This is a genomic window from Pseudoxanthomonas sp. PXM02 (assembly GCF_014851805.1).
Taxonomy (GTDB): domain Bacteria; phylum Pseudomonadota; class Gammaproteobacteria; order Xanthomonadales; family Xanthomonadaceae; genus Pseudoxanthomonas_A.
Map to the genome: position 1 here is coordinate 151,190 of NZ_JACVAK010000002.1, position 22,319 is coordinate 173,508.

General features: G+C 66.0%; 18 protein-coding genes. 9 read left to right on the plus strand and 9 right to left on the minus strand.

Annotated elements, in window-relative coordinates:
- Positions 1–21: 21 nt before the first annotated feature.
- The 3 genes from IB225_RS09435 to IB225_RS09445 all read left to right on the plus strand — a co-directional run bounded on the left by IB225_RS09435 (position 22) and on the right by IB225_RS09445 (position 1,660).
- Positions 22–309 carry a hypothetical protein gene (locus tag IB225_RS09435; RefSeq protein WP_192311914.1) on the plus strand — a complete coding sequence of 96 codons (288 nt, stop codon included), beginning with the start codon at positions 22–24 and terminating at the stop codon, positions 307–309.
- 125 nt (positions 310–434) lie between these two features.
- The gene (locus tag IB225_RS09440) at positions 435–1,157 is read left to right on the plus strand and encodes an HAD family hydrolase (RefSeq protein ID WP_345776603.1); all 723 of its coding nucleotides are present in this window, start codon (positions 435–437) and stop codon (positions 1,155–1,157) included.
- Between the two features lie 38 nt (positions 1,158–1,195).
- Complete coding sequence (locus IB225_RS09445; protein WP_192311018.1) at positions 1,196–1,660, plus strand: hypothetical protein; 465 nt, start codon at positions 1,196–1,198, stop codon at positions 1,658–1,660.
- Positions 1,661–1,687: 27 nt separating this feature from the next.
- Here the strand turns inward: IB225_RS09445 and IB225_RS09450 are convergent, their stop codons facing one another.
- The 8 genes from IB225_RS09450 to IB225_RS09485 all read right to left on the minus strand — a co-directional run bounded on the left by IB225_RS09450 (position 1,688) and on the right by IB225_RS09485 (position 9,482).
- A complete protein-coding gene (locus IB225_RS09450; protein WP_192311019.1) occupies positions 1,688–2,809 on the minus strand; it encodes a cupin domain-containing protein in 1,122 nt (373 codons plus the stop codon).
- A gap of 116 nt (positions 2,810–2,925) precedes the next feature.
- Positions 2,926–3,684, minus strand: coding sequence for a 2-dehydro-3-deoxy-D-gluconate 5-dehydrogenase KduD (kduD, locus tag IB225_RS09455; RefSeq protein WP_192311020.1), 759 nt, complete (start codon positions 3,682–3,684; stop codon positions 2,926–2,928).
- Positions 3,685–3,716: 32 nt separating this feature from the next.
- Positions 3,717–4,565, minus strand: coding sequence for a 5-dehydro-4-deoxy-D-glucuronate isomerase (gene kduI / locus IB225_RS09460; RefSeq protein ID WP_192311021.1), 849 nt, complete (start codon positions 4,563–4,565; stop codon positions 3,717–3,719).
- Between the two features lie 131 nt (positions 4,566–4,696).
- Entirely contained in the window at positions 4,697–5,752 is a 1,056-nt protein-coding gene (locus tag IB225_RS09465; RefSeq protein WP_192270758.1) for a LacI family DNA-binding transcriptional regulator, read from the minus strand.
- Between the two features lie 116 nt (positions 5,753–5,868).
- Complete coding sequence (locus tag IB225_RS09470; protein ID WP_192311022.1) at positions 5,869–7,152, minus strand: TRAP transporter large permease; 1,284 nt, start codon at positions 7,150–7,152, stop codon at positions 5,869–5,871.
- 3 nt (positions 7,153–7,155) lie between these two features.
- The gene (locus tag IB225_RS09475) at positions 7,156–7,674 is read right to left on the minus strand and encodes a TRAP transporter small permease (protein WP_192311023.1); all 519 of its coding nucleotides are present in this window, start codon (positions 7,672–7,674) and stop codon (positions 7,156–7,158) included.
- 9 nt (positions 7,675–7,683) lie between these two features.
- Positions 7,684–8,679, minus strand: a complete 996-nt coding sequence (locus IB225_RS09480; RefSeq protein WP_192311024.1) for a TRAP transporter substrate-binding protein — start codon at positions 8,677–8,679, stop codon at positions 7,684–7,686.
- On the minus strand, positions 8,676–9,482 hold the full coding sequence (locus IB225_RS09485; RefSeq protein ID WP_225583777.1) for a 2-keto-4-pentenoate hydratase: 807 nt from the start codon (positions 9,480–9,482) through the stop codon (positions 8,676–8,678). The genes IB225_RS09480 and IB225_RS09485 overlap by 4 nt, the downstream gene beginning before the upstream one ends.
- Positions 9,483–9,697: 215 nt before the next feature.
- Between IB225_RS09485 and IB225_RS09490 the strand changes: the two genes are divergently transcribed.
- Positions 9,698–11,026, plus strand: a complete 1,329-nt coding sequence (locus tag IB225_RS09490; RefSeq protein ID WP_192311026.1) for a pectate lyase — start codon at positions 9,698–9,700, stop codon at positions 11,024–11,026.
- A gap of 385 nt (positions 11,027–11,411) precedes the next feature.
- Here IB225_RS09490 and IB225_RS09495 read toward each other — a convergent pair whose 3' ends face one another.
- Positions 11,412–14,183, minus strand: coding sequence for a TonB-dependent receptor (locus tag IB225_RS09495; protein WP_192311027.1), 2,772 nt, complete (start codon positions 14,181–14,183; stop codon positions 11,412–11,414).
- 239 nt (positions 14,184–14,422) lie between these two features.
- On the opposite strand from IB225_RS09495, the gene IB225_RS09500 reads away from it, so the two are divergent.
- The 5 genes from IB225_RS09500 (at position 14,423) to IB225_RS09520 (ending at position 22,263) form a co-directional block, all read left to right on the plus strand.
- Entirely contained in the window at positions 14,423–15,439 is a 1,017-nt protein-coding gene (locus IB225_RS09500; RefSeq protein WP_192311028.1) for a sugar kinase, read from the plus strand.
- A gap of 132 nt (positions 15,440–15,571) precedes the next feature.
- Entirely contained in the window at positions 15,572–16,414 is an 843-nt protein-coding gene (locus IB225_RS09505; RefSeq protein ID WP_192311029.1) for a CoA ester lyase, read from the plus strand.
- Positions 16,411–18,846: a sodium:solute symporter gene (locus tag IB225_RS09510; RefSeq protein ID WP_345776604.1), complete on the plus strand. Its 2,436-nt coding sequence runs from the start codon at positions 16,411–16,413 to the stop codon at positions 18,844–18,846. Before IB225_RS09505 ends, IB225_RS09510 begins: the two co-directional genes overlap by 4 nt.
- A gap of 72 nt (positions 18,847–18,918) precedes the next feature.
- Positions 18,919–19,794, plus strand: coding sequence for a LysR family transcriptional regulator (locus tag IB225_RS09515; protein ID WP_192311030.1), 876 nt, complete (start codon positions 18,919–18,921; stop codon positions 19,792–19,794).
- Between the two features lie 228 nt (positions 19,795–20,022).
- Entirely contained in the window at positions 20,023–22,263 is a 2,241-nt protein-coding gene (locus IB225_RS09520) for a TonB-dependent receptor (protein WP_192311031.1), read from the plus strand.
- Positions 22,264–22,319 lie beyond the last annotated feature (56 nt).

The following is a 22,319-nucleotide window of genomic DNA, read 5'->3' on the forward strand; positions in this document are numbered from 1 at the left end:
GAAAGAACGCACGGAGGAACCATGAAGAACTCCACTCACCGACTGACGATGGGCCTTGGTCTGGCGCTGCTGAGCGCGGGCCTGATGACGGCCTGTGGTCCGAAACCGGAAGACACCCCGCCGCCGAGCGCGCCGGAGCCGGTGGAGACCACGCCGCCGCCAACCGACAACATGACGCCGCCGGCACCGACGGATCCGGCCACGCCGCCCACCGATCCGAACCTGCCGCCGCCCGCCAATCCGAACGCGCCGGAAACCACGCCGCCGCCGACCGATGGCAGCGCACCTCCGCCGAGTTCCGGCGGCTGATCGCGGACATCGTCCAACGATCATCTCGACACGCGGCCGCCCCGAAAGGGGCGGCCGTTTCCTCATGCGCGACCGCACGGCTGCTATCCTTCGCGGCCTTCGTACAGATGGAAGGCAGGCATCCGATGGCGCGCATCCGATGGGTCGGCTTCGACGGCGACGACACGCTGTGGAAAAGCGAGGACTATTACCGGCAGGCGGAAGCGGATTTTGAAGCGATCCTCGGTGCGTATGTCGATCTCGCCGATGCGCGCACGCACCAGCACCTGCTGGACGTCGAACGCCGCAACCTGAAGATCTTCGGCTACGGCGTGAAGGGCATGACCCTGTCGATGCTGGAGACCGCGATCCAGCTGACCGACGAGCGCATCAGCGCGCATGACCTGCACCGCGTGATCGAGATCGGACGTACCACGCTGCAGCATCCGGTCGACCTGCTGCCCGGCATCCGCGATGCCGTCGAACGGATTGCCGCCGACCACGAGATCGTGCTGATCACCAAGGGTGATCTGTTCCACCAGGAAGCCAAGATCGCGCAATCGGGACTGGCCGATCTGTTCCACCGCATCGAGGTGGTGTCCGAAAAGGACGAGGCGACCTACGCGCGCGTGCTGCGCGAGCTGGACGTGGCGCCAGCGCAGTTCGCGATGGTGGGCAACTCCCTGCGATCGGACATCGAACCGGTGCTCGCCCTGGGCGGTTGGGGCGTCCACATGCCGTACCACGTCACCTGGGCACTGGAGGCCGAGCATGGTGTCGACGCCGATGCACCACGCCTGCGCGTGGTCGAGAATGCCGGCCAGCTGGTGGACGCGCTGGCGGCCATCGAAGCGATGCCTGACGCCTGACGGCGCGCAGGTGCACGTTGCTGGGGCACAATGATTCCGTGAAGCGCGCGACCGCACCTGCCTGTCTCCTGTCCTGCTGCCTGGCCTTGATGGTCGGACTGCCCGCGTTCGCGCAGGAGGACGTGGACAACTACGCGCCTGCCACGGGCGACACCTCGGTCGACCGCCACCTGGCCGACATCAACGAGTATGCGAGCCGGTATCCGGCGGCCTTCGCGGACGAGATGGCGCGCTACTACGCGGTGCCGCGCGCCTATGTGGAAGCGATGCAGCAGCAGCCCGACTGGACGGCCGGCGACATCTTCATGGCGTGCGCGCTGGCGCAGATCGTCGGACAGCCGTGCCGGGCCGTGGTCCGCGAGTGGTCACGCGACCATGAAGGCGGATGGAAAGCGGTTGCCGGTCGCCTGCAGGCGGAACCGGGCAGCGCGCAGTATCGACGCCTGCGCAGTGCCATCGACGCGAGCTACGCGCGCTGGGACAGGCCCTCGCCGCGGGACTGAGTGCTACGGTGTGTACAGGGCGGCGATCTACGGTGCCTTGCGGGCGTACATGATCAGCAGTACCAGGTCTTCCTCACCGTCCTGGCGGATCGCGTGCGTGCTGCCGGGACGGGTCAGCATCGCATCGCCGGCACGCACTTCCTGTGCCTTGCCGTCCAGCTCGTAGATGCCGCGGCCGCTGAGCACGTAGTAGATCTCGTCCTTGTGGTGCTGGTGCAGGCCGATACCCGCACCCCGATGCAGCACGCGCTTGCGGAACTCGAAGCCGAGCGCGGGCGCATCACGGAAGAACGGAAAGGCCGTTGTGTTGCCGGCACCGCCGTGCGGACCCGGCTGCTGTACGGCGATGTCGCGCTCGTGCACGACGAGCGAGGGATGTGCCTGCGCCTTGCGGTCGGCCAGCGCAGTAGCGGGCGCACCGCAGTCGGTGTCGCGCGTGACGTGGGCGGCCAGCGACGGATCGATCTGCTTCCAGCCGGCGACGACCAGACAGGCAACCATCACCGCGCCGCGTTGCTGGAAGTGCGTGTCGTCCTGTTGGCCCTGTTCGGGCACGTGCATGAAATAGGCTTTGCTCGCCTCATCGCCGGCTGCTCGCAGCCAATCCATGCTGAGTGCGGTCAGGTCGATCAGCCCCAACTGTTCGCGCTGCGCCAGATCGCGTACGGCCTGTGCGTACAGCCCGTGGGTGTCGAGCAGCTGGCCATGGTCGAATTTCCGCCGCGCCACCGGCGTCACCAAGATCGGCGTCGCGCCCTTGTCGCGCGCGAGCGCGACGTAGCGCATCAGCCACTGGGGAAACGCGCGCTGCGGTTCGTTGTAGCGCGTGGGGTCCTCGATTTTCTCGTCGTTGTGGCCAAACTGGATCAGCAGCACGTCGCCCGCGCGCATGTCCTTCGCCATGCCGTCGAACCAGCCTTCCGCGATGAAGCTGCGCGAACTGCGGCCGCTCTGCGCGTGGTTGCGCACGAGGTAGGCGTCCTTGTCGAGGAAGCCCTGCAACTGCTGGCCCCAGCCCTCACGCGGGGCGCGCTCCGGGCCGTACTGGCTGGCGGTGGAATCGCCGGCGATGAAGACCTGGCGTGGCGAGGCGGCGTGCGCAGATGCGCAGCAAAGGAAGATCGCCACGATGACAAGCCAACGAAACATCGATGCTCTCCTCGCGCCGTCCCTTGCGGGAGCGACGTCAGTCGCGATGACGCATCGGGATGCCTGCTTGGCGACTGACGTCGCTCCCACAGGATTCCGTGCAGATACGCGCCGCGTCAGCGCGCCAGCCAGCCACCGTCGACCGGGATGACGGCGCCGTTGACGTAGTCCGACGCGCGCGAGGACAGGAATACGGCCGTGCCGCCGAGATCCGACGGTTCGCCCCAGCGACCGGCCGGGATGCGGTCCAGGATCGCCTTGTTGCGGTTTTCGTCCGCACGCAGCTGCGCGGTGTTGTCGGTCGCCATGTAACCGGGCGCGATGGCGTTGATGTTCACGCCCTTGGCGCCCCACTCGTTGGCGAGCAGACGGGTGATGCCGGCGATGCCCGACTTGCTGGCGGTATACGACGGCACGCGGATGCCGCCCTGGAACGACAGCATCGACGCGATGTTGATGATCTTGCCGCGGCCCTGCGCGATGAAATGGCGACCGGCGGCCTGCGACATGAAGAACGCGGACTTGATGTTGACGTTCATCACGTCGTCCCAGTCCTTCTCGCTGAAATCCACGGCGTCGGCGCGACGGATCAGGCCCGCGTTGTTCACCAAGATGTCCAGCCCGCCCAGGCCTTCGACGGTTTCCTTCACCAGGCGCTCGACGGGATCGATGCTGATCAGGTTCGCTTCCAGGTTGAGGAAGCGGCGCCCGAGCGCGCGCACCTTCTCGCTGGTTTCCGCGGCTTCGACGATGCCCGCGGCGGCGATGTCGGCGCCCGCTTCGGCCAACGCCAGCGCGATGCCCTGGCCCAGACCGGTGTTGGCGCCGGTCACCAGGGCGACCTTGCCTTCGAGACTGAAAGGATTGCGTGCCATCGTGTGTTCCCCTCGGATGTTGGGTGGCGCGGTTACTTGAGCTGGCAGATGTCCAGCACGTGCATGTCGGTGTAGTCCAGGTTCTCGCCGCCCATCGCCCAGATGAAGGCGTAGTTGCTGGTGCCCGAACCCATGTGGATCGACCACGGCGGCGAGACCACGGCTTCGTCGTTCTGCACGACGATGTGGCGCTGCGCTTCCGGCTCGCCCATGAAGTGGTAGACGCGGTCGTTGTCGGCCAGGTCGAAGTAGAAATAGACCTCGCTGCGGCGGTCGTGCAGGTGCGGCGGCATGGTGTTCCACACGCTGCCGGTCTTCAGCACGGTGAGGCCCAGCAGCAGCTGCGACGACTGGCAGGTGGCCGGCACGATGAACTGGTAGATGGTGCGTTCGTTGCTGGTCTCCAGCGCGCCGCGCTCAAGCGCGACGGCATCCTTGATCGACAGCTGCTTGGTCTCGAAGCGCGCGTGCGCCGGCGTCGACGTCAGGTAGAACTTGGCGGGGTTGGCGGCGTCATCGGATTCGAATGCCACATCGGCACTGCCCATCGCCACGTACAGGCCATCCTTCGGACCAAGCACGTACGTGGTGCCGTCGACGGTGACCTTGCCCGCGCCACCACCGACGTTGATCACGCCCAGCTCGCGACGCTCCAGGAAGGGCTTGCCGGCGGCCGACGCAGGTTCGGTCTGCCGCGGCAGGTCGACTTTCTTCGACACGGGCGCGGCGCCACCGATCACGAAGCGCTCGTTGTGCGAGTAGTTCAGCTGCACCGTTTCCGCAACGAACAGGTTGCCGATCAGGTAGCGGTCGCGCAGCTGGTCGTTGCTGGCGCCGTCCATCATGTCCGGGTGGGTGGCGTGGTAGGTCTTGCAGAACATGCGCGGAGCTCCGTCGTGTGCGGACGCCCATGAAGCGGGGCGTCGGGAAGTCGTGGGGGCGATTCTAATGACTTTGGTAACCGGTGTCATTTTGCGGTGCGGCAGCGGGACAACCACCGACGCGGCAAGGCTTACTCGGGGGGCTGCGAGGAGTCGCGGATGACCAGGTGCGGGCGGATGCTGGCGGCGGCGAGCATCGGCGTGCCTTCCGGCTGGATCAGCATGGCGGCCGCGGTACGGCCGGTATCGCGGGTGTTGCGGCGGACCGAGGTCAGCGAAGGCCACAGCCGGGACGCGAGCGGACTGTCGTCGAACCCGACCACCGACAGCTGGCGCGGGATGCTGATGCCGGCGCGCATGGCCACCTTGTAGACGCCTGCGGCCATTTCGTCGTTGCCAGTGAAGATGGCGGTGGGACGGTTCTTGCCGGACAGCAGCTTCTCGGCGGCGACCACGCCGGACTCGAAGGTATAACCTGCTTCGATGATCCGCGACTTGGGCAATTCCAGGCCGCGCTTGGCCAGCGCCTGCACGAAGCCGTCGGTGCGCTCGATCGACGACCGGTACGCTGCGGGACCGGTGATCAGCGCGATATCGGTGTGGCCCAGCGACAGCAGGTACTCGGCCGCTTCGGCGGCGCCGTCGCGGTCGTGCGTCACCACCATGCGCGACGGTTCGTCCATCGATACCGAGGCGATGCGCGTGTAGCGGCAGCCGATCTCGGCCAGCATGTCGGCCAACGCCTGGTCTTCCGATGCGCGCGGCACCAGCATCACGCCATGCAGCTTCTGTTGCTGCACGAAGCGGCGCACGCCATCGATGTAACCCGGGCTGCGGCTGTCGCAGGGATGCACGACCAGCTCGAAGCCCGAGTCGCGCAGCGCATCCAGCGCGCCGTACTGCATGTTCACGATGTACTGCGCGGTCGGGTTGTCGTAGACCATGCCGATCAGGAAGGAGCGGCGGAACGCCAGGCCGCGGGCCATCGGATCGGGCACGTAGCCCACGTCCCGCATCAGCGCTTCGACCTTCTCGCGGGTGTCCTTACGGACCAGCGGCGAGTGGTTGATGATGCGGGAGACGGTCTTCTTGGAGACGCCGGAAAGCCGCGCGATGTCGTTGATGGTCGCGGCCTTGCCACCGGTGGGCAGGGCGGCGGGGGTTTCGGGCTTCTTGCGCGCGGGCATGGGGCAGGGCGGGTCCGTTCGTCTGTCGGAAGGATTCTAGCGGCTGGGGATCGGCCCGGCGCGATAGCGGGAATTACGTGCCGGCGCCTTGCCCGTCCGCACTGCGGGGTTCGGATTCATCCCTTCAGCGCTCGTGGCAGCCAAAGTGACAGTTCGGGGAACAGGGTCACTACCAGCAGCACCGCCACGCCGGCCAGCCAGAAGGGCCAGATGGTGCGCATGCTCTGGGCGATCGTGATCTTGCCGATGGCCGTGCCAATGAACAGCACCGAGCCCACCGGCGGCGTCACCAGACCCAGGCCGCCTGTCAGCACCAGCACCAGCCCGAAGTGGATCGGATCGATGCCGTACGCGCGCGCGACCGGCAGGAAGATGGGCGTGCAGATGAGGATCATCGGCGCCAGGTCCATGAACGTGCCGAGCAGCAGCAGTACCAGCACGATGAGCAGCAGCACGGTGTACTTGCTGTGGGCGATGGACTGCAGGGCGTCGACGGCGGCGGCCGGCACCTGCAGGTAGGCGAGCAGCCATCCGAACACGGCGGCGGTGGCGATCACGAACAGGATGACGCCCGTCGTGCGTGCGGCGTGGGTCACCGTGCCGAAGAACTCCTTCCACGACAGTTGCCGGTACAGCGCGCTCGTCACCAGCAGCGCATAGACCACGGCGATGGCGGCGCTCTCTACCGCCGTGAAGATGCCGGCGCGGATGCCGAAGAAGATCAGGCCCACCAGTCCCAGTCCCGGCAGTGCTGCGACCAGGCGAAGCATCACCGCGCGCATGCCGGGGAAAGGTTCGGTGCCGTAACCCCGCTTGCAGGCCACGGCCCAGCCCGTGACCATCAGGACGGCCGTCATCAGCAGCGCTGGCACGATACCGGCAGCGAACAGGTCGGCGATGGAAAGGCCACCGCCGGCCGCGGCCGAGAACAGGATCAGGTTGTGCGAGGGCGGCACCAGCAGCGCCACCAGCGCGGCGGTGATGCTGACGTTGACCGCGAAGTCGCGGTCGTAACCGCGCTTGACCATCTGCGGGATCATCGTCCCGCCCACGGCCGACACGTCGGCGATCGCCGAGCCCGACACGCCGCCGAAGAACAGCGACGACAGGATGCTTACCTGACCCAGGCCACCGCGCAGGCGCCCGACCAGCGAAGCGGCCAGACTGATCAACCGTTCCGAGATGCCGCCGCGCAGCATGATCTCGCCGGCGAAGATGAAGAGCGGGATCGCGATCAGCGATGCCGAGCCTGTGCCCGACGAGATCTGCTGGACCAGCACGATGCTGGGCAGGTCGAGGTAAAGCAGTGTGGCCAGCGATGCGGCAGCCAAGGCATAGGCGACGGGCACACCGATCAGCAGCAGGATCGCGAAGATCGAGAAGAGCAGGGTGATTGCCATGGGTCAGCGGGCCTCGTCGTTCAACGGCGCGCGCAGCACCAGGAGCAGTCGGTACAGGGCGAACACCACCATCAGCACGCCCCCGATCGCGAGGGGCAGATAGCCGATGCTTTGCGGCATCGAGGCGCCTGCGATGCGGATATCCAGTCCGTCCATCAGCAGTACCGCACCCCAATACGCCATCACGCCACCGATGGCCGCGATCACCAGCGGCGACAGGGCATGCAACAGCCGCTTCAGGCGGGGCCCCACTGCATCGGCCAGCAGGAAGAAGCCGAAATGGCGATTGGTGTGGACGCCTGCAGCGGCACCGAGGCTCATGGCGGTGGTCAGCAACAGCACGGTGACCGGCTCGGTCCAACTGGGCGAGTCGTTGATGACGTAACGGGCAATCACCTGCCAGCCCTGCACGGCCACCAGGCCCAGCAGCGCGACGACCGCAACCGCGACCGCGGCATTGGACAGCAGGTCCATGCCGCGCTGCAGCGGCGTGGCGGGAGGTGGCGTGGATTCTTCGGACATCGTCGGTTCTCAGGCCAGGTCGCGGATGCGGCGGTACAGCGCGTCGATCGCCGGGTCGTTGCGGTACTCGGACAGCAGCGGCTGCGAGGCGCGCGCGAAGGCGGCCAGATCCGCCTCGTTGTGCTTCACGCCCGCCGCAAATACGGCTTCCCTTGCCTTGGCTTCCGACGCATCCCACAACGAACGCATCACGCCGACCGACTGGCGCGCGGTCTCGATCAGCAGCGCGCGATCACGTGGCTGCAGGCCTTCCAGCGTGCGTTGCGACACCAGCAGCACGTCAGGTGCATACGAATGGTTGGTCTGCGACCAGTAGTGCGCCGCCTCGAAATGGCGGCTGGAGTGGAAGCTGCGGATGTTGTTCTCCGCACCGTCGATCATGTGCGTCTCCAGGCCGGAGAACACCTCGCCCAGGGACAGCGGTGTGGGATTGGCGCCGAACAGGCGCAGCATGCGGATGAAGATGTCCGACACCGGCACCCGGATCTTCAGTCCATGCAGGTCGGTGGGTGCATTGATGGCGTGCTTGGTGTTGTAGAAGCAGCGGGCGCCGGAATCGTAGATGGCCAGGCCCACCAGTCCCCGCTTGGCGAATCCATCCAGCACCGCCTGGCCGATACCCCCATCCATCGCGCGCCGCATGTGCGGCACCGAATCGAAAACGTAGGGCAGGCACAGCGCCTGGGTCAGCGGGAATGCGTTGTTCAACGCGCCGGCGTACACGCGGGTGATGTCGATGGCACCGAAGCGCGCCATGTCGATGGCTTCCGACTCGCGACCCAGCTGGCCCGAGTGGTACTGGCGCAGCGTCACCCGCCCACCGGTCTCGCGCGCCATCGTGTCGCCGATCCAGCGCACGGCTTCCACCGTCGGATAGTCCTTCACGTGCACGTCGGTCGCGGTCAGCACGTGCCGGCCCTCGTCGGCCAGGACGTGCTTCCCTGCCAAGGGCAGGGAAGCCGCGACGCCGAGTCCGCCGGCCAGGAAACGACGACGATTCATCATGCGCGCCAGTCTCCCTCGTCCTTCGGTGTCGCAGCCGCGGCCAGGCATTCGATGCTGCCATGTCCATCGAAGTCGATGCGGGCCTGCTGGCCCGGCAGGATGTCGTGGATGCCGGTCGCATTGCCCGTGGCGATCAGGTCGCCGGCCTTGAGTGGCCGGCCGCGACGCGCGGAACGCGCCAGCGCGAACGCGAACGCCGCACGCAGGCCGCCGGGCAGCGTGGTGGCACCTCCCTGGCCGACCTGCCGGCCATCGATCCAGGTAGAGCAGGTCAACGACGCATCGCTGCGCTCTGTCCAGGCGGGAATCTCGGGACCCACCACCAGCCCGTTGTTGTTGCCGAAGTCCGACACGACCACGCGGGGGCCCAGCTGGTTGATCGTGGCCAGCGGACTGCTGGCCACCTCCATGCCGATGAACAATGTCGAAGGCACCGCAGCGGCTTCGTCCGGCGTCCAGTCGGTCTTGTCGGCCGGCGCGTCGGCGTCGAGACGCAGCACGTACTCCGCTTCCACGGCACCGAAGCCGCCGGCGAAGATCTGGAACACCGAATGACTACCGGTAGTCATCTGCAGCTGTCGCGCGAAGATCGGGCCCAGCAGGCGCTCGTCGCCGGATGCATCGCGTCGTTCCGGGGCGATGAAGCCCACCTTCCAGCCCACCACCTGGTCCGGCCATTGCGCGATCGCCAGATCCTGCACGCGGTAGGCGGTGACCAGGTCTTCCGGAATCTCGCCGGGAAACCCGGTCAGGGCACGCCCCTGGCGCCGCGCGCCGACAAAACTGTCCGCGATGGCGGCCAGGATGGGCGCGTCGGCGTGGGCGTTGCGGTCGTTACTCAAGTGGGCTCTCCCCGCTGCGTTTGTTGCACCGCCGAGTGACAGTGCAGGCTGATGGCCTGTATATGGTAAACCGGTGTCATTGACAATGTGCACTGCCGCAAAATCCATCCCGATGCCACGATGCGTCGCTTACTCCTGGGAGGGAGCCAATGCTTGATACCCGTTCAACCGCGTCGATGCGGTCCCGAAGGCTGGTCCGCGGCGCGGTCGCCCTGCTGATCGCGTTCGCCACGACCACCGCATGGGCGGCCGAAACGCGTCCCCTCGCATTCCCGGGCGCCCAGGGCGCAGCGGCGCATACGCCCGGTGGACGCGGCGGCAAGATCGTCCGCGTCACCACCCTGGCGGCGGACGGTCCCGGTTCGTTCAAGGAAGCGGTGACCGGCAGCGGGCCGCGCATCGTGGTGTTCGAGGTCGGTGGCGTGATCGACCTGGGTATGAAGGAGTTGCGCATCACCGAGCCCTTCCTGACCATCGCCGGCCAGACCGCGCCGCATCCCGGCGTCACCATCATCAAAGGCGGGCTGACCATCGCCACGCATGACGTGGTGGTCCGCCACATCCGCATCCGGCCGGGCGACGGTGGCATGCCGACGCGGTCCGGCGACATCGACGCCATCACCACCGTGCGCGGCGCCCATGACGTGATCGTCGATCATTGCTCGCTCACCTGGGCGACGGACGAGAATCTCAGCGCTTCCAGCACGCGCTTCCATGGCGAGAACGAAGCCGAGTGGATGGCCAATGCCTCGCGCCGGATCACCTACAGCAACAACATCGTCAGCGAAGGGCTGGCGCATTCCACCCACCCCAAGGGCGAGCACTCGAAGGGCTCGCTGATCCACGATCACGTGAACGACGTGCTGATCGTCGGCAATCTCTACGCGCACAACTACGAACGCAGTCCGCTGTTCAAGGGCGGTGCACGCGGACAGGTGATCAACAACCTGATCTACAACCCGGGGCAACGCGCGATCCACTACAACCTGATCGCGGAAGAGTGGCTGGGCCACCCGTACTCGAAGGGCGAGATGGCCGTGCGTGGCAATGTCATGCGCGCCGGCAAGTCGACCGAGCCACTCGCCTTCATGATGATCGGCGGTTCGGGCGACCTGGATCTCTACGCGCAGGACAACCTGGTGGTCGATCGCGTCGGCCACAAGACCATCCAGGAGACCGGCAGCTACACCACGGCACCGGTGAAGTTGAATCGCGTGAAGCAGGCGCCGCCACTGCCGTTTGGTGTCAACCTGCTACCGTCGGACAAGGTGCAGGACACGGTCATTGAAACCGTCGGCGCCACGCCCTGGAACCGCGACCTGATCGATCGCCGCATCGTCGCCGACGTCATCGAAGGGCGCGGCGAGATCATCGACAGCCAGGAACAGGTCGGCGGCTATCCGCAGTACAAGGAAGCCCGCAAGGCATTCGTCGAGAGCGAATGGAATCTCGAGGTGATGGAGCCGGTGTCCGGCAGTTATCCGCGGGGAGAACCGCTGAGGTAAGTCGCCGGAACAGTCTGCTGGAATGTGCGTCGCGCTGACGACACCTCCCTGATCAGAAGGCCCGCCGACAGGCGGGCCTTCTTCTTTGCCTTCCGTAGCGCGATCGGCTGGCATTGATCGGTAGTGCGGCGAGGCTGCCCATGCCTTACGTGGACGCGTGCAGAGAGCGCTCGACGCAATGGTGGGGCGCGATGCACTGAGTCTTCGCACCAACGCACCCGCCGGCGCGGCGTCGGATCCTGCCGCTCGCGCGCATCGCTGTCAGTCCTCCCTGATGGAACTAGGGCTGGACGTCGGGTATTGCAGCGGGCAAGAAAAAGCCCGGCCAGGAGAGGTGGCCGGGCTTTGGTGCCCCCCCAAGAAGGAGGGGCGGGACTGTGTTGCATCAGAACTTGTAGCGGAAACCCAGCATGTACTGGCGACCGGTGTGGGTGTACGCGATCGACCGATCACCTGCCGTGTCCATCCACATGTCGGTCCACTCGTCGGTCAGGTTCAGGCCTTCCAGCGAGATCGTCAGCTTGTCGGTGATGTTGTACGACAAGGAAGCATCCACGGTGGTGAACTCCGACGTCGCCTCGACGTCGCTGCCTTCGCGCCCCGGAATGGTATTGACGAATTCATCGCGGTACGCGGCGGAAACGCGGGCCGAGAACTTGTTGTTGTCGTAGTACAGCGTGGCGTTCCAGGCGTTCTTGGACAGCCCGACCAGCGGTCCCTTTACTGTCGGCACGCCGGCAGCACTGAGGTACTGGATGTCGGAGTCGACGTAGGTGTAGTTCAGCTGCACACCAAAGTCTTTCCAGAAGCCTGGCAGGAAGGTGAAGGGTTGCTGGTAGCTGAGTTCGTAGCCACGCAGTTCGCCACCCGGCGTGTTCAGCGGTTGATTGAAGGTGAAGATGTCCTCGGGCGTGGCGATGGTGCCGTTGAGCAGCTCGTTGGGGAGCCCCGAGGTGTTGTAGGGACGGCTTTCGCGCGAGTTCTGGATGTAGCTGTCGATATCCTTGTAGAACAGGCCCAACGACAGCAGCGCCTCGTTGGTGAAGTACCACTCGAGGTTGAGGTCCAGGGTCTTGGCACGGAACGGCTCGAGCTTAGGATTGCCGGTGGTGACCGTGAAGGCACCGCCGGAAGCACTGACCGTCGCGCCGGGATTGAGGAAGCCGAGGTTTGGGCGCGTCATCACTTCGGCGCCCGCCAGGCGGACCACGAAGTCGGACGTGATCTCTGCCGCCAGATTGAACGAGGGCAGGGTATCGCTGTATTCGTGGACCACTTGGGTAGGTACCGCCACCGCACCCAGGAATGACCAGCCGTCGCTCGTGAGCTTGGTGTCCACGCGGCGGACACCGACGTTGCCGCGCACCGGAACCGAGCCGACGTCGAAGTTGAAGTCGCCCTGCACGTAGTAACCAAGGCTCTTCTCGTTGACGGTGCGGTTGTTCGCCGCGAGCGACGACAGGTTGTCGTAGACCTCGTAGATACCGGTACCGTCATGGATGCCCAGCGCTTGCTGGAAGGCGTTGACGTCCGGCACCAGCCAGCGGTTCACGCCACCGGCGCCGATGCCGTAGGTACCGAACTGCCGCAGGAGCGTCGCCAGCGTCGCGCTCGTCATTGCCGGGACGGCCGTTTCGTTCGAGCGACGCCATTCCTTCGACTCGAAGGTGTAGTCCTTGTGGTGGACACCGCCCTTCAGGGTGAAGTAGGACGAAGCGATCCACGTCAGGTCGATCTGCTGCGCGTCGTAGTCGTTGCTCGTCGACTGCGGACGCAGGCGGATCTCCGCGAGCGTCCAGCCGTTCGGATCCAGCGGGTCCATGTTGCCGTAGTTGAATACCGGCAAACGGCTGTTGCCGCGGTAATCCCACGAGTATCCGTCGACATCGAACTTGTCCATGATGACGGTGGTCTGGATCGGGTTCTCATAGGTCGACCTGACACCGCCGAGCAGCGCATGCATGGACAATGAGTCGTTGAAGCGGTGCCGAAGCTCCGCGCCCCACTGCTTGAACTCGGTGGTCTGCTCGTCGTAACGCCCCTCGGAGCGGATGTCGACGTTGTCGAACAGGCCGTACACCAGGTTGCCGTTGGCATCGATCTCGCCGTCACGCACGATCGTGTTCTGCTTGCCGGCCGGATTGGTCCGGCTGAACGAGACGGCGTTGATGTTGTCCTGGTAGCGATTCGCGTCGAAGCGTGCATACAGTGCATCGAACGAGAGTTCGGTGTCGGCGCTCGGCTTGAACTGCAGCGACCCGGTGACGCCGATGCGCTCCTGATCGTGCAGGTAGACGTTGTAGCGGGGGATGCGCGGATGGAATACGTTCGGATCCAGGGCCGCGGTGTACGGGGAGCTGGGATTGAAGAAGTTGGTACCGCTCTGGGCGGTCCACCAGCGCACGGAATCCGAGCCCTCTTCGATCACCTTGCGATCGGTGTACGCCACCGACAGCAGGGCGCCGATCGTGTTGTCTGCGAAGGTGTTGCTGATCAGGAACGTACCGCGTGGATCGGTTTCTTCCAGCAGGTCGTTGTAACTGGCCTGGCCGCCGACGACCATCGTGAAGCCGTCGTAATCGAACGGGCGCGCCGTGCGCAGGTCGACTGTCGCACCGAGTGAGCCTTCTTCGGTGTCGGCCGACGAAGTCTTGCGCACCACCAGTTGGCTGAACAGCTCGGACGCGAACGTATTGAAGTCGAAACCGCGACCGCGATTGACGCCGCCAGCGGTGTCGGTGCCGCCGCCGGTGGCCAGTGCTTCGATCCCGTTGATGCGGACGCGGGTGAACTGCGGGCCAAGGCCGCGCACGGAGATGTTGCGACCTTCACCGCCGTCGCGGGTGATCGACACGCCGGGAATGCGCTGCAACGACTCGGCGAGATTGAGGTCCGGGAAGTCGGCGATGTCCTCGGCGACGATGGCATCCACCACGCCGGCCTCGCCACGCTTGATGTCCATCGCCTTCTCCAGGCTGGCGCGGTAGCCCGTCACGCTGATCGTGTCGAGCGTGGTGTCCACGGCCTCCTGTGTGGCTTCTGCAGGTGCCTGTGTCGTCTCCTGGGCGTGAGCGGCCGCGGTCATCTGCAGCGCCAGCCCGATCGAAACGGCAAGCAAGGTAACCGGTGTCTTCCGGCGGTAGTGACGTACTGGCATGTTCCTCCCCTCCTCAAGGGACCATGGCCGCGCGTAGCGACTGTTTTGTTGGTAAAAGCGCTTGATTTCCCTGTTCGAATCTTGCCTGGGTGATAAAATGACACCGCTGGTCAAAAACAACGCTAACAGAGTGTGCGCTGCAACAACAACTGTCTGACGGGCCGGTTTATCTTGTCCCATGGACAAGCCGGAACGGCCTGCAAGGCGCATGGCCTCAACGCCACGGGAGAAGAGGGGAGATGGGGAAGATCGTCTGTTTCGGTGAGCTGCTGCTGCGCCTCGGCGCACCGGGTCGCCAAGTGCTGTTGCAATCGCCGGTGCTCGATGTCCATGTCGGCGGTGCGGAGGCGAATGTCGCCGTGTCGCTGGCGCGTTTCGGCCACGACGCGCGCATGGTGGGACTCGTCACGGACAACGCGCTGGGTGAAGCCGCACTGGGCGAGTTGCGCAGGTACCGCGTCGACACGCGTGCAGTGCAGCAGTCGGCCGGGCGCATGGGTCTTTACTTCCTGACGCCCGGCGCCATCCAGCGGCCGAGCGAAGTGCTGTACGACCGGGCGGATTCGGTATTCGCGCGCGCCGGTGGTGGTACGCACGACTGGCCTGCACTGCTCGAAGGCGCGGACTGGCTGCACGTCTCCGGCGTGACGCCGGCGTTGGGCCAGTCGGCTGCGGACGGCGTGCTGCTTGCGGTCAAGGCAGCCCGGGCGTCGGGGGCGAAGGTATCGTTCGACGGCAACTTCCGTCCCAAGCTGTGGGACGCCTGGGGCGGTGATGCACCGGCGATCCTTCGCGGCCTGATGTCGCAAGCCGACCTCCTGTTCGCCAGTCAACGCGACCTTCAGGTCGTGCTCGGCCTGGACTTCCCCCAGGCTACTCCGCAGGAGCGTTTCGCGGCAGGCGCGGCGGCCGCGTTCAAGGCGTTTCCGCACCTGCAGCAGATGGCGGCCACGGTGCGCGTGCAGCGCAGCGTCGATCACCATGCACTGTCGGGCATCACCGCGCTGCGTGACGGCAGCCTGTTGACCACGCCGTCCTACGAGGTGTCGCCGATCGTCGACCGCATCGGCACGGGCGACGCGTTCGCGGCGGGCGTGCTGCACGGTGGGCTGACCGGCCTGAGCGCGGCCGAGGCGCTGCACTTCGGCGTGGCGGCGGCCTGCCTCAAGCACTCGTTGCCGGGCGACTTCAATCTGGTGGCCGCAGCGGATGTGCAGGCGTTCCTCGGCGAGAACAGTCTGGACGTCAAGCGCTGATGCTCCGGAAGCGCAGGAGATGTTGCGTTGCGACATCTCCGGACGCAGCAAAATCTATCGTTTGAAAATGCCGGGGCGGGCTTTGCTGTCTGCCTGTTTCCCGCAGACTGCGCGCCATGATGAGCGCCGTCCATGCGTAGCAAGTTGTTCGTGCCCGGAGATCGCCCGGCGCTGTTCGCCAAGGCGATGGCGGGTGATGCCGACATGCTGTCCTTCGATCTGGAGGACGCGGTGGCGGTCGCCGCCAAGGCGGAGGCGCGCACCCAGGTGTCCGCCTATCTGCGCAATGCGCCGCATCGCGCGGCCGGCAAGCAGGTGATCGTCCGTACCAACGCGTGGCACTCGTCGGCGTGGGAGGACGATCTTCGTGCGTTGCTGCCGCTCGACATCGACCTGATCAACCTGCCCAAGATCGAATCGGCCGAACAGCTCAAGCAGGCCGCGGCGGAGATCGAAGCCATCGAAGCCAGGCTGGGTATCCGGGGTGGTGCAGGCCTGCTCGTCAACATCGAGACCCCGCGCGCGCTGCGCCATGCCGTCGCCATCGCGATCGCGCATCCCCGCGTGCGTGGCCTGCAGCTTGGGCTCGGCGATCTGTTCGAACCACACGGCATCCGCCGCACCGACCTGCGCAACGTGCACGCGGCACAGTACGCATTGCGCATGGCGGCGGCCGAGGCGGGCGTGTTCGCCTATGACGCCGCCTTTCCCGGGCTGGACGACGAAACCGGCTTCCGCGCAGAAGCCGAATCTGCGCGCGCACTCGGCTATGTCGGCAAGAGCTGTGTGCACCCGCGCCAGGTAGCGTGGGCCAATACGGTGTTCGCACCAACGCAGGAAGAAGTGGACGCGGCGCGAAGCATCGTCGATGCCGCACGAGACGGGGTGTATGCAGTGGAAGGACGCATGGTGGATGCACCGTTTCTCGCGCGAGCGCGCGCCGTGATCGCCCAGGCCGAAGGACGGCAGGCGTGACGCGCCCTTCCCGTCTGCCCATCCAGCGCTCCATGGCCTGGGGAGCGCGGCTGCGCTACCTGTTGTTGCTCGCCTGCGTGCTCGCACTGCTGCCGGCAACGGCCTTCGCGGAAAGCCTGGCAGGACTCCGCCAGTCGACACTGCCCGCGCCACCGGCACCGGTGCACGCACTGCGAACGGCGGGCGGGCGACTGCTGGCCTTCTCCGATGACCGCGTGCTGGCCTGGTCGTCGGCGTCACCGCAATGGCAGCCGGTGCAGCTCCCGGGAGGGGCGACGGCACGGGACGGCTGGCAGAACGCCGCCATCGACAAGCTGTACCGCGTATCCACCACGGATGACGTTGCGACGGCCACGTTGCAGACAGCGGAACTGGTCGGCGACCGGCTGTCGCTGCGGTCGCTGCCTGCGCTCCCGGTGGCGTTGCACGACATCCGCCTCGCCGAACATGCTGGCGTCCTCTATGTCGCCGGCGTCGATGCCGCGAAGCAGCCGCACCTGTTGCGACGCACACTCGCGCAGGCGATGTCGGCCTGGCAAGCGATGCCGACGTGGCCGGGCGGTGCTGCGGCCGGCACGCTGGTCGCCCAGCGTGGCGAACTGGTCGTCACCGCACCCGCGCAACCGCACGACGCGGTGTGGCGCTGGTCGCCCGACAACGGATGGCAGGCGCTGGCTCCGGTTCCCGGCCGCGTGCTTGCCAGCGAAGGTGCGCGTGCGACCGGGCAGGCACATGTGCTGTACCTGCTGCAGTCGTCGGACGGAAAGCCGCCCCGCCTGGCAACGTTCCACACCATCACCCGCGCGTGGGCAGACCTGCCGGCGTTGGAAGGCGTGCTGCCGACGACCTTGACGGCCTGGGGGACCGGGTTCGCCGGCTGGGACACGCAGGCATCGACGCTCGGCACGGTCGAACTGACGGCGCAGACCTACCTGCTGAAGTGGCTCGACTGGCTGGTGATCGTGGTCTATCTGGCCGCGATGGTCGGCATCGGCCTGTACTTCTACCTGCAGGAGAAGCGTGCCTCGACGGCGGACTTCTTCGTCGGCGGCCGCAGCATTCCGTTCTGGGCAGCGGGCGTCAGCCTGTACGCCACGAACACCAGTTCGATCAGTTTCATCGCCATCCCGGCCAAGGCGTTCGAGACGAACTGGCAGTACCTGACCAACAACCTGATCGCGGTGCTGGGGCTGGTGTTCGTCGCCATCTGGATCGTGCCCCTGCTGCGTCGCCTGGACCTGATGTCCGTCTTCTCCTACCTCGAGAAGCGGTTCCATCCGGCCATCCGCATGCTGGCCAGTGCGCTGTGCATCGCCATGCAGATCGGCAGCCGCATGAGCGTCATCCTGTTCCTGCCCGCGCTGGCGATCGCCACGATCACCGGCCTGGACGTGGTGTGGAGCATCCTGATCATGGGGGTGTTCACCATCGTCTACACCACGCTGGGTGGCATGAAGGCGGTGATCTGGACGGACTTCGTGCAGGTGTTCGTGATGTTCGGCGGCGCGATCTTCGCCATCGGCTTCATCATCTACCACCTCAACGGCGGCGTCCCGGAATTCCTCCAGGTCGCGATGGCCGAGAACAAGACCCAGCTGTTCGATTTCAGCTTCGACCTCACCAAGGCCACGGTCTGGGGTTTCATCTTCCTGGTCGTGTTCGACGTGGTGCTGACGTTCCCGAAGGATCAGGTGCTGATGCAGCGCGTGCTGTCGACCAAGTCCGACAAGGAAGCCGGCCGTTCGATCTGGACGTTCGCCGCGATCATGATCCCCGGCGGCTTCTTCTTCTATGCCATCGGTACCGCGCTGTACGTCTACTACCAGTCGCACCCCGAGCGGATGAACCCGCTGCTGCCGATCGACGCGACGTTCCCGCTGTTCATCGCGGCGGAATTGCCTGCAGGCGTCACCGGGCTGATCATCGCCGGCATCTTCGCCGCTGCCATGTCCACGCTGTCCAGCATCATCAACAGCGTGTCGACGCTGGCGTCGGTCGACTTCTACGAGAAGCTGGCGAAGAACCCGACGCCCAAGAAGAGCGTCCTGTTCGCCGAGATCATGGGTGTGCTGGTCGGCCTGGCCGGTATCGCCATCGCGCTGGTGCTGTCGCGCTACGACATCCACTCCCTGTTCGACGTGTCCATCGAACTCGCCGGCCTGCTCGGGGGTGGTTTCGCGGGCGCCTACACCCTGGGCATGTTCACCCGCCGCGCGAACTCGCAGGGCGTCGCCATCGGCATCGGCTCCAGCATCGTGCTGACGCTGCTGATCTGGTCCATGGACCTTGTGCATCCGTACTTCTACCTGGCGATCTCGATCCTGCTCTGCATCGTCATCGGCTATGCGGCGAGCTGGCTGTTCCCGGCGCCGACGCGTTCGCTGCAAGGCCTGACCATCCATCGCCAGGACGCCGTGACGGGTACGGAATGACCGCGCATGCGCCATAAGTCCCGTCGCTGCCTCGCCCGTGCTCGTGTAGCCTGACGCGGACAGGGGGAGCGCGTGGACACCCAGTTCCTGAATACCTTCGTGGTGGTGGCGGACCGTGGCTCGATGGCCGCGGCCGCGCGCGTGCTCAACATCACCCCTGCGGCGGTCGCCCAGCAGATCCGCACGCTGGAACGCGAGCTCGGCGCGCCACTGATCGCGCGCGCCGGCCGCACCGTCAGCCTGACGGAGGAAGGCTCGCGCATCCTGCAGCGCGCACGGGACCTGCTGCGCGACGTGGCCGACATGCGCAGCGTCGCCAACGACAGCGAAGTTTCCGGCGAACTGCGCCTGGGCGCGTGCCCCACGGCGCTGGCCGGCATGCTGCCCGACATCCTGGCGCGCATGGTCGACAAGTTCCCGCAGATCAACGTCTATATCCGGCCGGGCTACTCGGCCGAGCTCTACCGCGCGGTCGAGGCGGGCGAACTGGATGCCGCGCTGGTGCTGCAGGCGCCCTACAACCTGCCCAAGACCTGCGACTGGCAACTGCTGCGCGAAGAACCGCTGGTGATGATCGCGCCAGCGCGGATGGCCGGCCGCGATCCGCACGAGCTGCTGCGCACCGAACCGCTGATCCGCTACGACCGCAACCAGTGGGGCGGACGCGTGGCCGACGACTACCTGCACGCCGCCGGCATCGTGCCGCACGAGCGTTTCGAGCTGAATGGGCTCAACGCCATCGCGGTGATGGTGGACCGCGGGCTGGGCGTGTCGCTGGTGCCCGACTGGGCGCGCCCGTGGCCGGAAGGCCTGGACCTGGTGCGCATTCCGCTGCCGCTGCCCAGCGAGCCGCGGCGGATCGGCATGGTGTGGTCGCGCTCGTCGGTGCGCATCCGCCTGGTCACCGTGCTGCTGCAGGAGAGCCGCGTCGCCACCGGCCATGCCTGAGCGATGCGATGTTGCAGTGCACGCTACAAAAACTAGCCTGTGAACATATCCGCGGGCGATTCTTCCGTGACGGACGTCGACCTAGGCTTTGACCATCGTCGGGTTCACGCGTCTGGGAGGAACGCTGGGCACGCCGGCCGCCAGGGCGGCCTTTCTCGCATACCCACCTAGTCACGCGCCGACGCGCCCGCGCGCTCGCCGTCCACCGAAGCATTCCGAGAACAGACCATGAAACAGGTACCCGCCGCGTTCGGCGTTTTCCTGCTGGCCGCTGCCGTCAGCGCCAGCGTCAAGGCCCAACAGAACACCCCGCCGCCGCAGGATGCGGCCGCCGAACAGGAGCGCGCGAAGGATGCCACCGACCTGGACCAGGTGATCGTCACCGGCGTCCGTTCGCCGAAGGCGGTCGACAGGATCCCGGGCGCGGTATCGCTGGTCAGCAAGGAAGAGATCGCGCACACGCTGCTGGTCACCGAAGATGCGACCGCCGTGCTGGCGCGTACCGTGCCGGGCTACGCCGAATCGTCCCAGGCCATGAGCAACAGCGGCGAGACGCTGCGTGGCCGCGTGGCGCTCCGTCTGTTCGATGGCGTGCCGCAGGGTTCGCCGCTGCGCGATGGCAGCCGCAACGCCACGTTCACCGACATGGGCATCGTCGGTCGCGTCGAGGTCATCAACGGTCCCTCCGCGTCCGAGGGCGTCGGCGCGTCCGGCGGCATCATCAACTACATCTCCACCGTGCCGACCAAGGAAGGCAGCGAGTTCCGCTTCCTCAGCCGCTACTCCACCCAGTTCGAGGACGACAGTGCAGGCTGGAAGCTCGGCCTGAACTACGCCTACAAGCAGGACAACTACGATCTGGTCGCCGGCGTCTCGCGCATCGACCGCGGCATGGGCTACGACGCCGACGGCGTGCGCCTGGGCATGAACACCAGCGGCTCGCTGCACGATTCGGTTACGCGCAACGTCTTCGTCAAGGGCGGCATCAACTTCGGCGAAGACCTCGAGAAGCGCCTGCAGATTAGCTACAGCGACTTCAAGATCGAAGGCAACGGCAACTACATCCAGGTGGATGGCTGCCGCTATGAGCCGGGCTGGTGCGAAGATCCGCATCCGAACACCTCCGAGCGCGGCCACATCTTCGGCAGCAAGGCCGAGTTCAACGACTTCAGGCAGATCAACGCGCAGTACACCGACGCCGACTTCTTCGGCGGCACGCTGAACCTCAATGCTTACTGGGCCGACCAGGCCATGCGCTATCCGCCGGAGAACGGCGCCGATCGCCAGGACCCGGACATCCCGCCGAACGGTCCCGACGGCCTGATCTGGGACCAGTCGGAAATCAACTCGGACAAGGTCGGTTTCCGCCCCTCGTGGGTGCGTGGCCAGCTGTTCGGCGTCGACGGTCTCGAGCTGCGTGCCGGTATCGACTGGGTCCGCGACAAGGCCGACCAGCGCCTGGCGTTGACCAATCGCCTGTGGGTGCCGCCGATGACGTACGAAAGCCTCGCGCCATATGCCCAGCTGAGCTGGGATGTCGGTCCTCTGACCTTCAGCGGCGGTATCCGCCACGAAGACGGCGAACTGAGCGTGGATGACTACACCACCACCTGGTACCGCAACCGCGTATTCGTGCAGGGCGGTACGCTGTCCTACACCGAGACGCTGTACAACTTCGGTGCGATCTGGCGCATCACCGACCAGTGGTCCGTGTTCGCGGCCTATGGCGAGGGCTTCGGTCTGCCGAACGTCGGCATCCCGCTGCGCAACATCAATTATCCGGGCCAGAGTGTCGACGGCATCATCGACCTGCAGCCCATCGTGGTCGACAACCGCGAAGTCGGCGTCAACTGGCGCGGTGACACCACGTCATTCAGCGCGTCGTACTACGACTCGAAGGCCGATTTCGGCACCTCGCTCGCGATCGATCCGGCCACCAACGACTTCGTGCTGAACCGCGCGCCGACCCGGATCAAGGGTTTCGAGTTCTCCGGCGACTGGAACATCAACGAAGACTGGAAGCTCAGCGGCATCTACTCGCGCATCCGCGGCAAGACGGCGTTCTGGAATGCCGATACCACCGGCCGTTATCCCGCCGGCGGACTCAACAAGCCGATGGGTGCGCTGGACGTCAATCCGGACAAGATCGCCCTGAGCGTGCGCTGGAAGTTCAATGAGGCCGGCGACGTCACCCTCGGCTCCACCACGCTGCTGTCGCGCGATCTGAGCGGCAGCGACGTGCGCGAGTTCGATGGTGCGACGTACTCCTACGAGGAGCACACCGAGGGCTACACGCTGTTCGACCTCGGCATGAACTACCGCGTGGAGAAGTGGGGCCGTTTCTCGGTGGGCATCGAGAACCTGGCCAACAAGCAGTACATCCTGACCTGGTCGCAGGTACCGGGCTTCCGCAACTACTGGGCGGGCCGCGGCCGCATGTACTCGTTCACCTACGAATACACGTTCTGATCCACGATCCACGGATGTCGGCTCTCCCCCACGCTGCGTCCCCCCGCGCCGTCTCC

Excerpts from the sequence above, each read along its gene's own strand:
- IB225_RS09435 (WP_192311914.1), top strand. The coding sequence starts at position 22 with ATGAAGAACTCCACTCACCGACTGACGATGGGCCTTGGTCTGGCGCTG.
- IB225_RS09440 (WP_345776603.1), top strand. The coding sequence starts at position 435 with ATGGCGCGCATCCGATGGGTCGGCTTCGACGGCGACGACACGCTGTGG.
- IB225_RS09450 (WP_192311019.1), bottom strand. The coding sequence starts at position 2,809 with ATGTTTCGTTGGCTTGTCATCGTGGCGATCTTCCTTTGCTGCGCATCT.
- kduD (WP_192311020.1), bottom strand. The coding sequence starts at position 3,684 with ATGGCACGCAATCCTTTCAGTCTCGAAGGCAAGGTCGCCCTGGTGACC.
- kduI (WP_192311021.1), bottom strand. The coding sequence starts at position 4,565 with ATGTTCTGCAAGACCTACCACGCCACCCACCCGGACATGATGGACGGC.
- IB225_RS09465 (WP_192270758.1), bottom strand. The coding sequence starts at position 5,752 with ATGCCCGCGCGCAAGAAGCCCGAAACCCCCGCCGCCCTGCCCACCGGT.
- IB225_RS09470 (WP_192311022.1), bottom strand. The coding sequence starts at position 7,152 with ATGGCAATCACCCTGCTCTTCTCGATCTTCGCGATCCTGCTGCTGATC.
- IB225_RS09475 (WP_192311023.1), bottom strand. The coding sequence starts at position 7,674 with ATGTCCGAAGAATCCACGCCACCTCCCGCCACGCCGCTGCAGCGCGGC.
- IB225_RS09480 (WP_192311024.1), bottom strand. The coding sequence starts at position 8,679 with ATGATGAATCGTCGTCGTTTCCTGGCCGGCGGACTCGGCGTCGCGGCT.
- IB225_RS09490 (WP_192311026.1), top strand. The coding sequence starts at position 9,698 with ATGCGGTCCCGAAGGCTGGTCCGCGGCGCGGTCGCCCTGCTGATCGCG.
- IB225_RS09495 (WP_192311027.1), bottom strand. The coding sequence starts at position 14,183 with ATGCCAGTACGTCACTACCGCCGGAAGACACCGGTTACCTTGCTTGCC.
- IB225_RS09500 (WP_192311028.1), top strand. The coding sequence starts at position 14,423 with ATGGGGAAGATCGTCTGTTTCGGTGAGCTGCTGCTGCGCCTCGGCGCA.
- IB225_RS09505 (WP_192311029.1), top strand. The coding sequence starts at position 15,572 with ATGCGTAGCAAGTTGTTCGTGCCCGGAGATCGCCCGGCGCTGTTCGCC.
- IB225_RS09520 (WP_192311031.1), top strand. The coding sequence starts at position 20,023 with ATGAAACAGGTACCCGCCGCGTTCGGCGTTTTCCTGCTGGCCGCTGCC.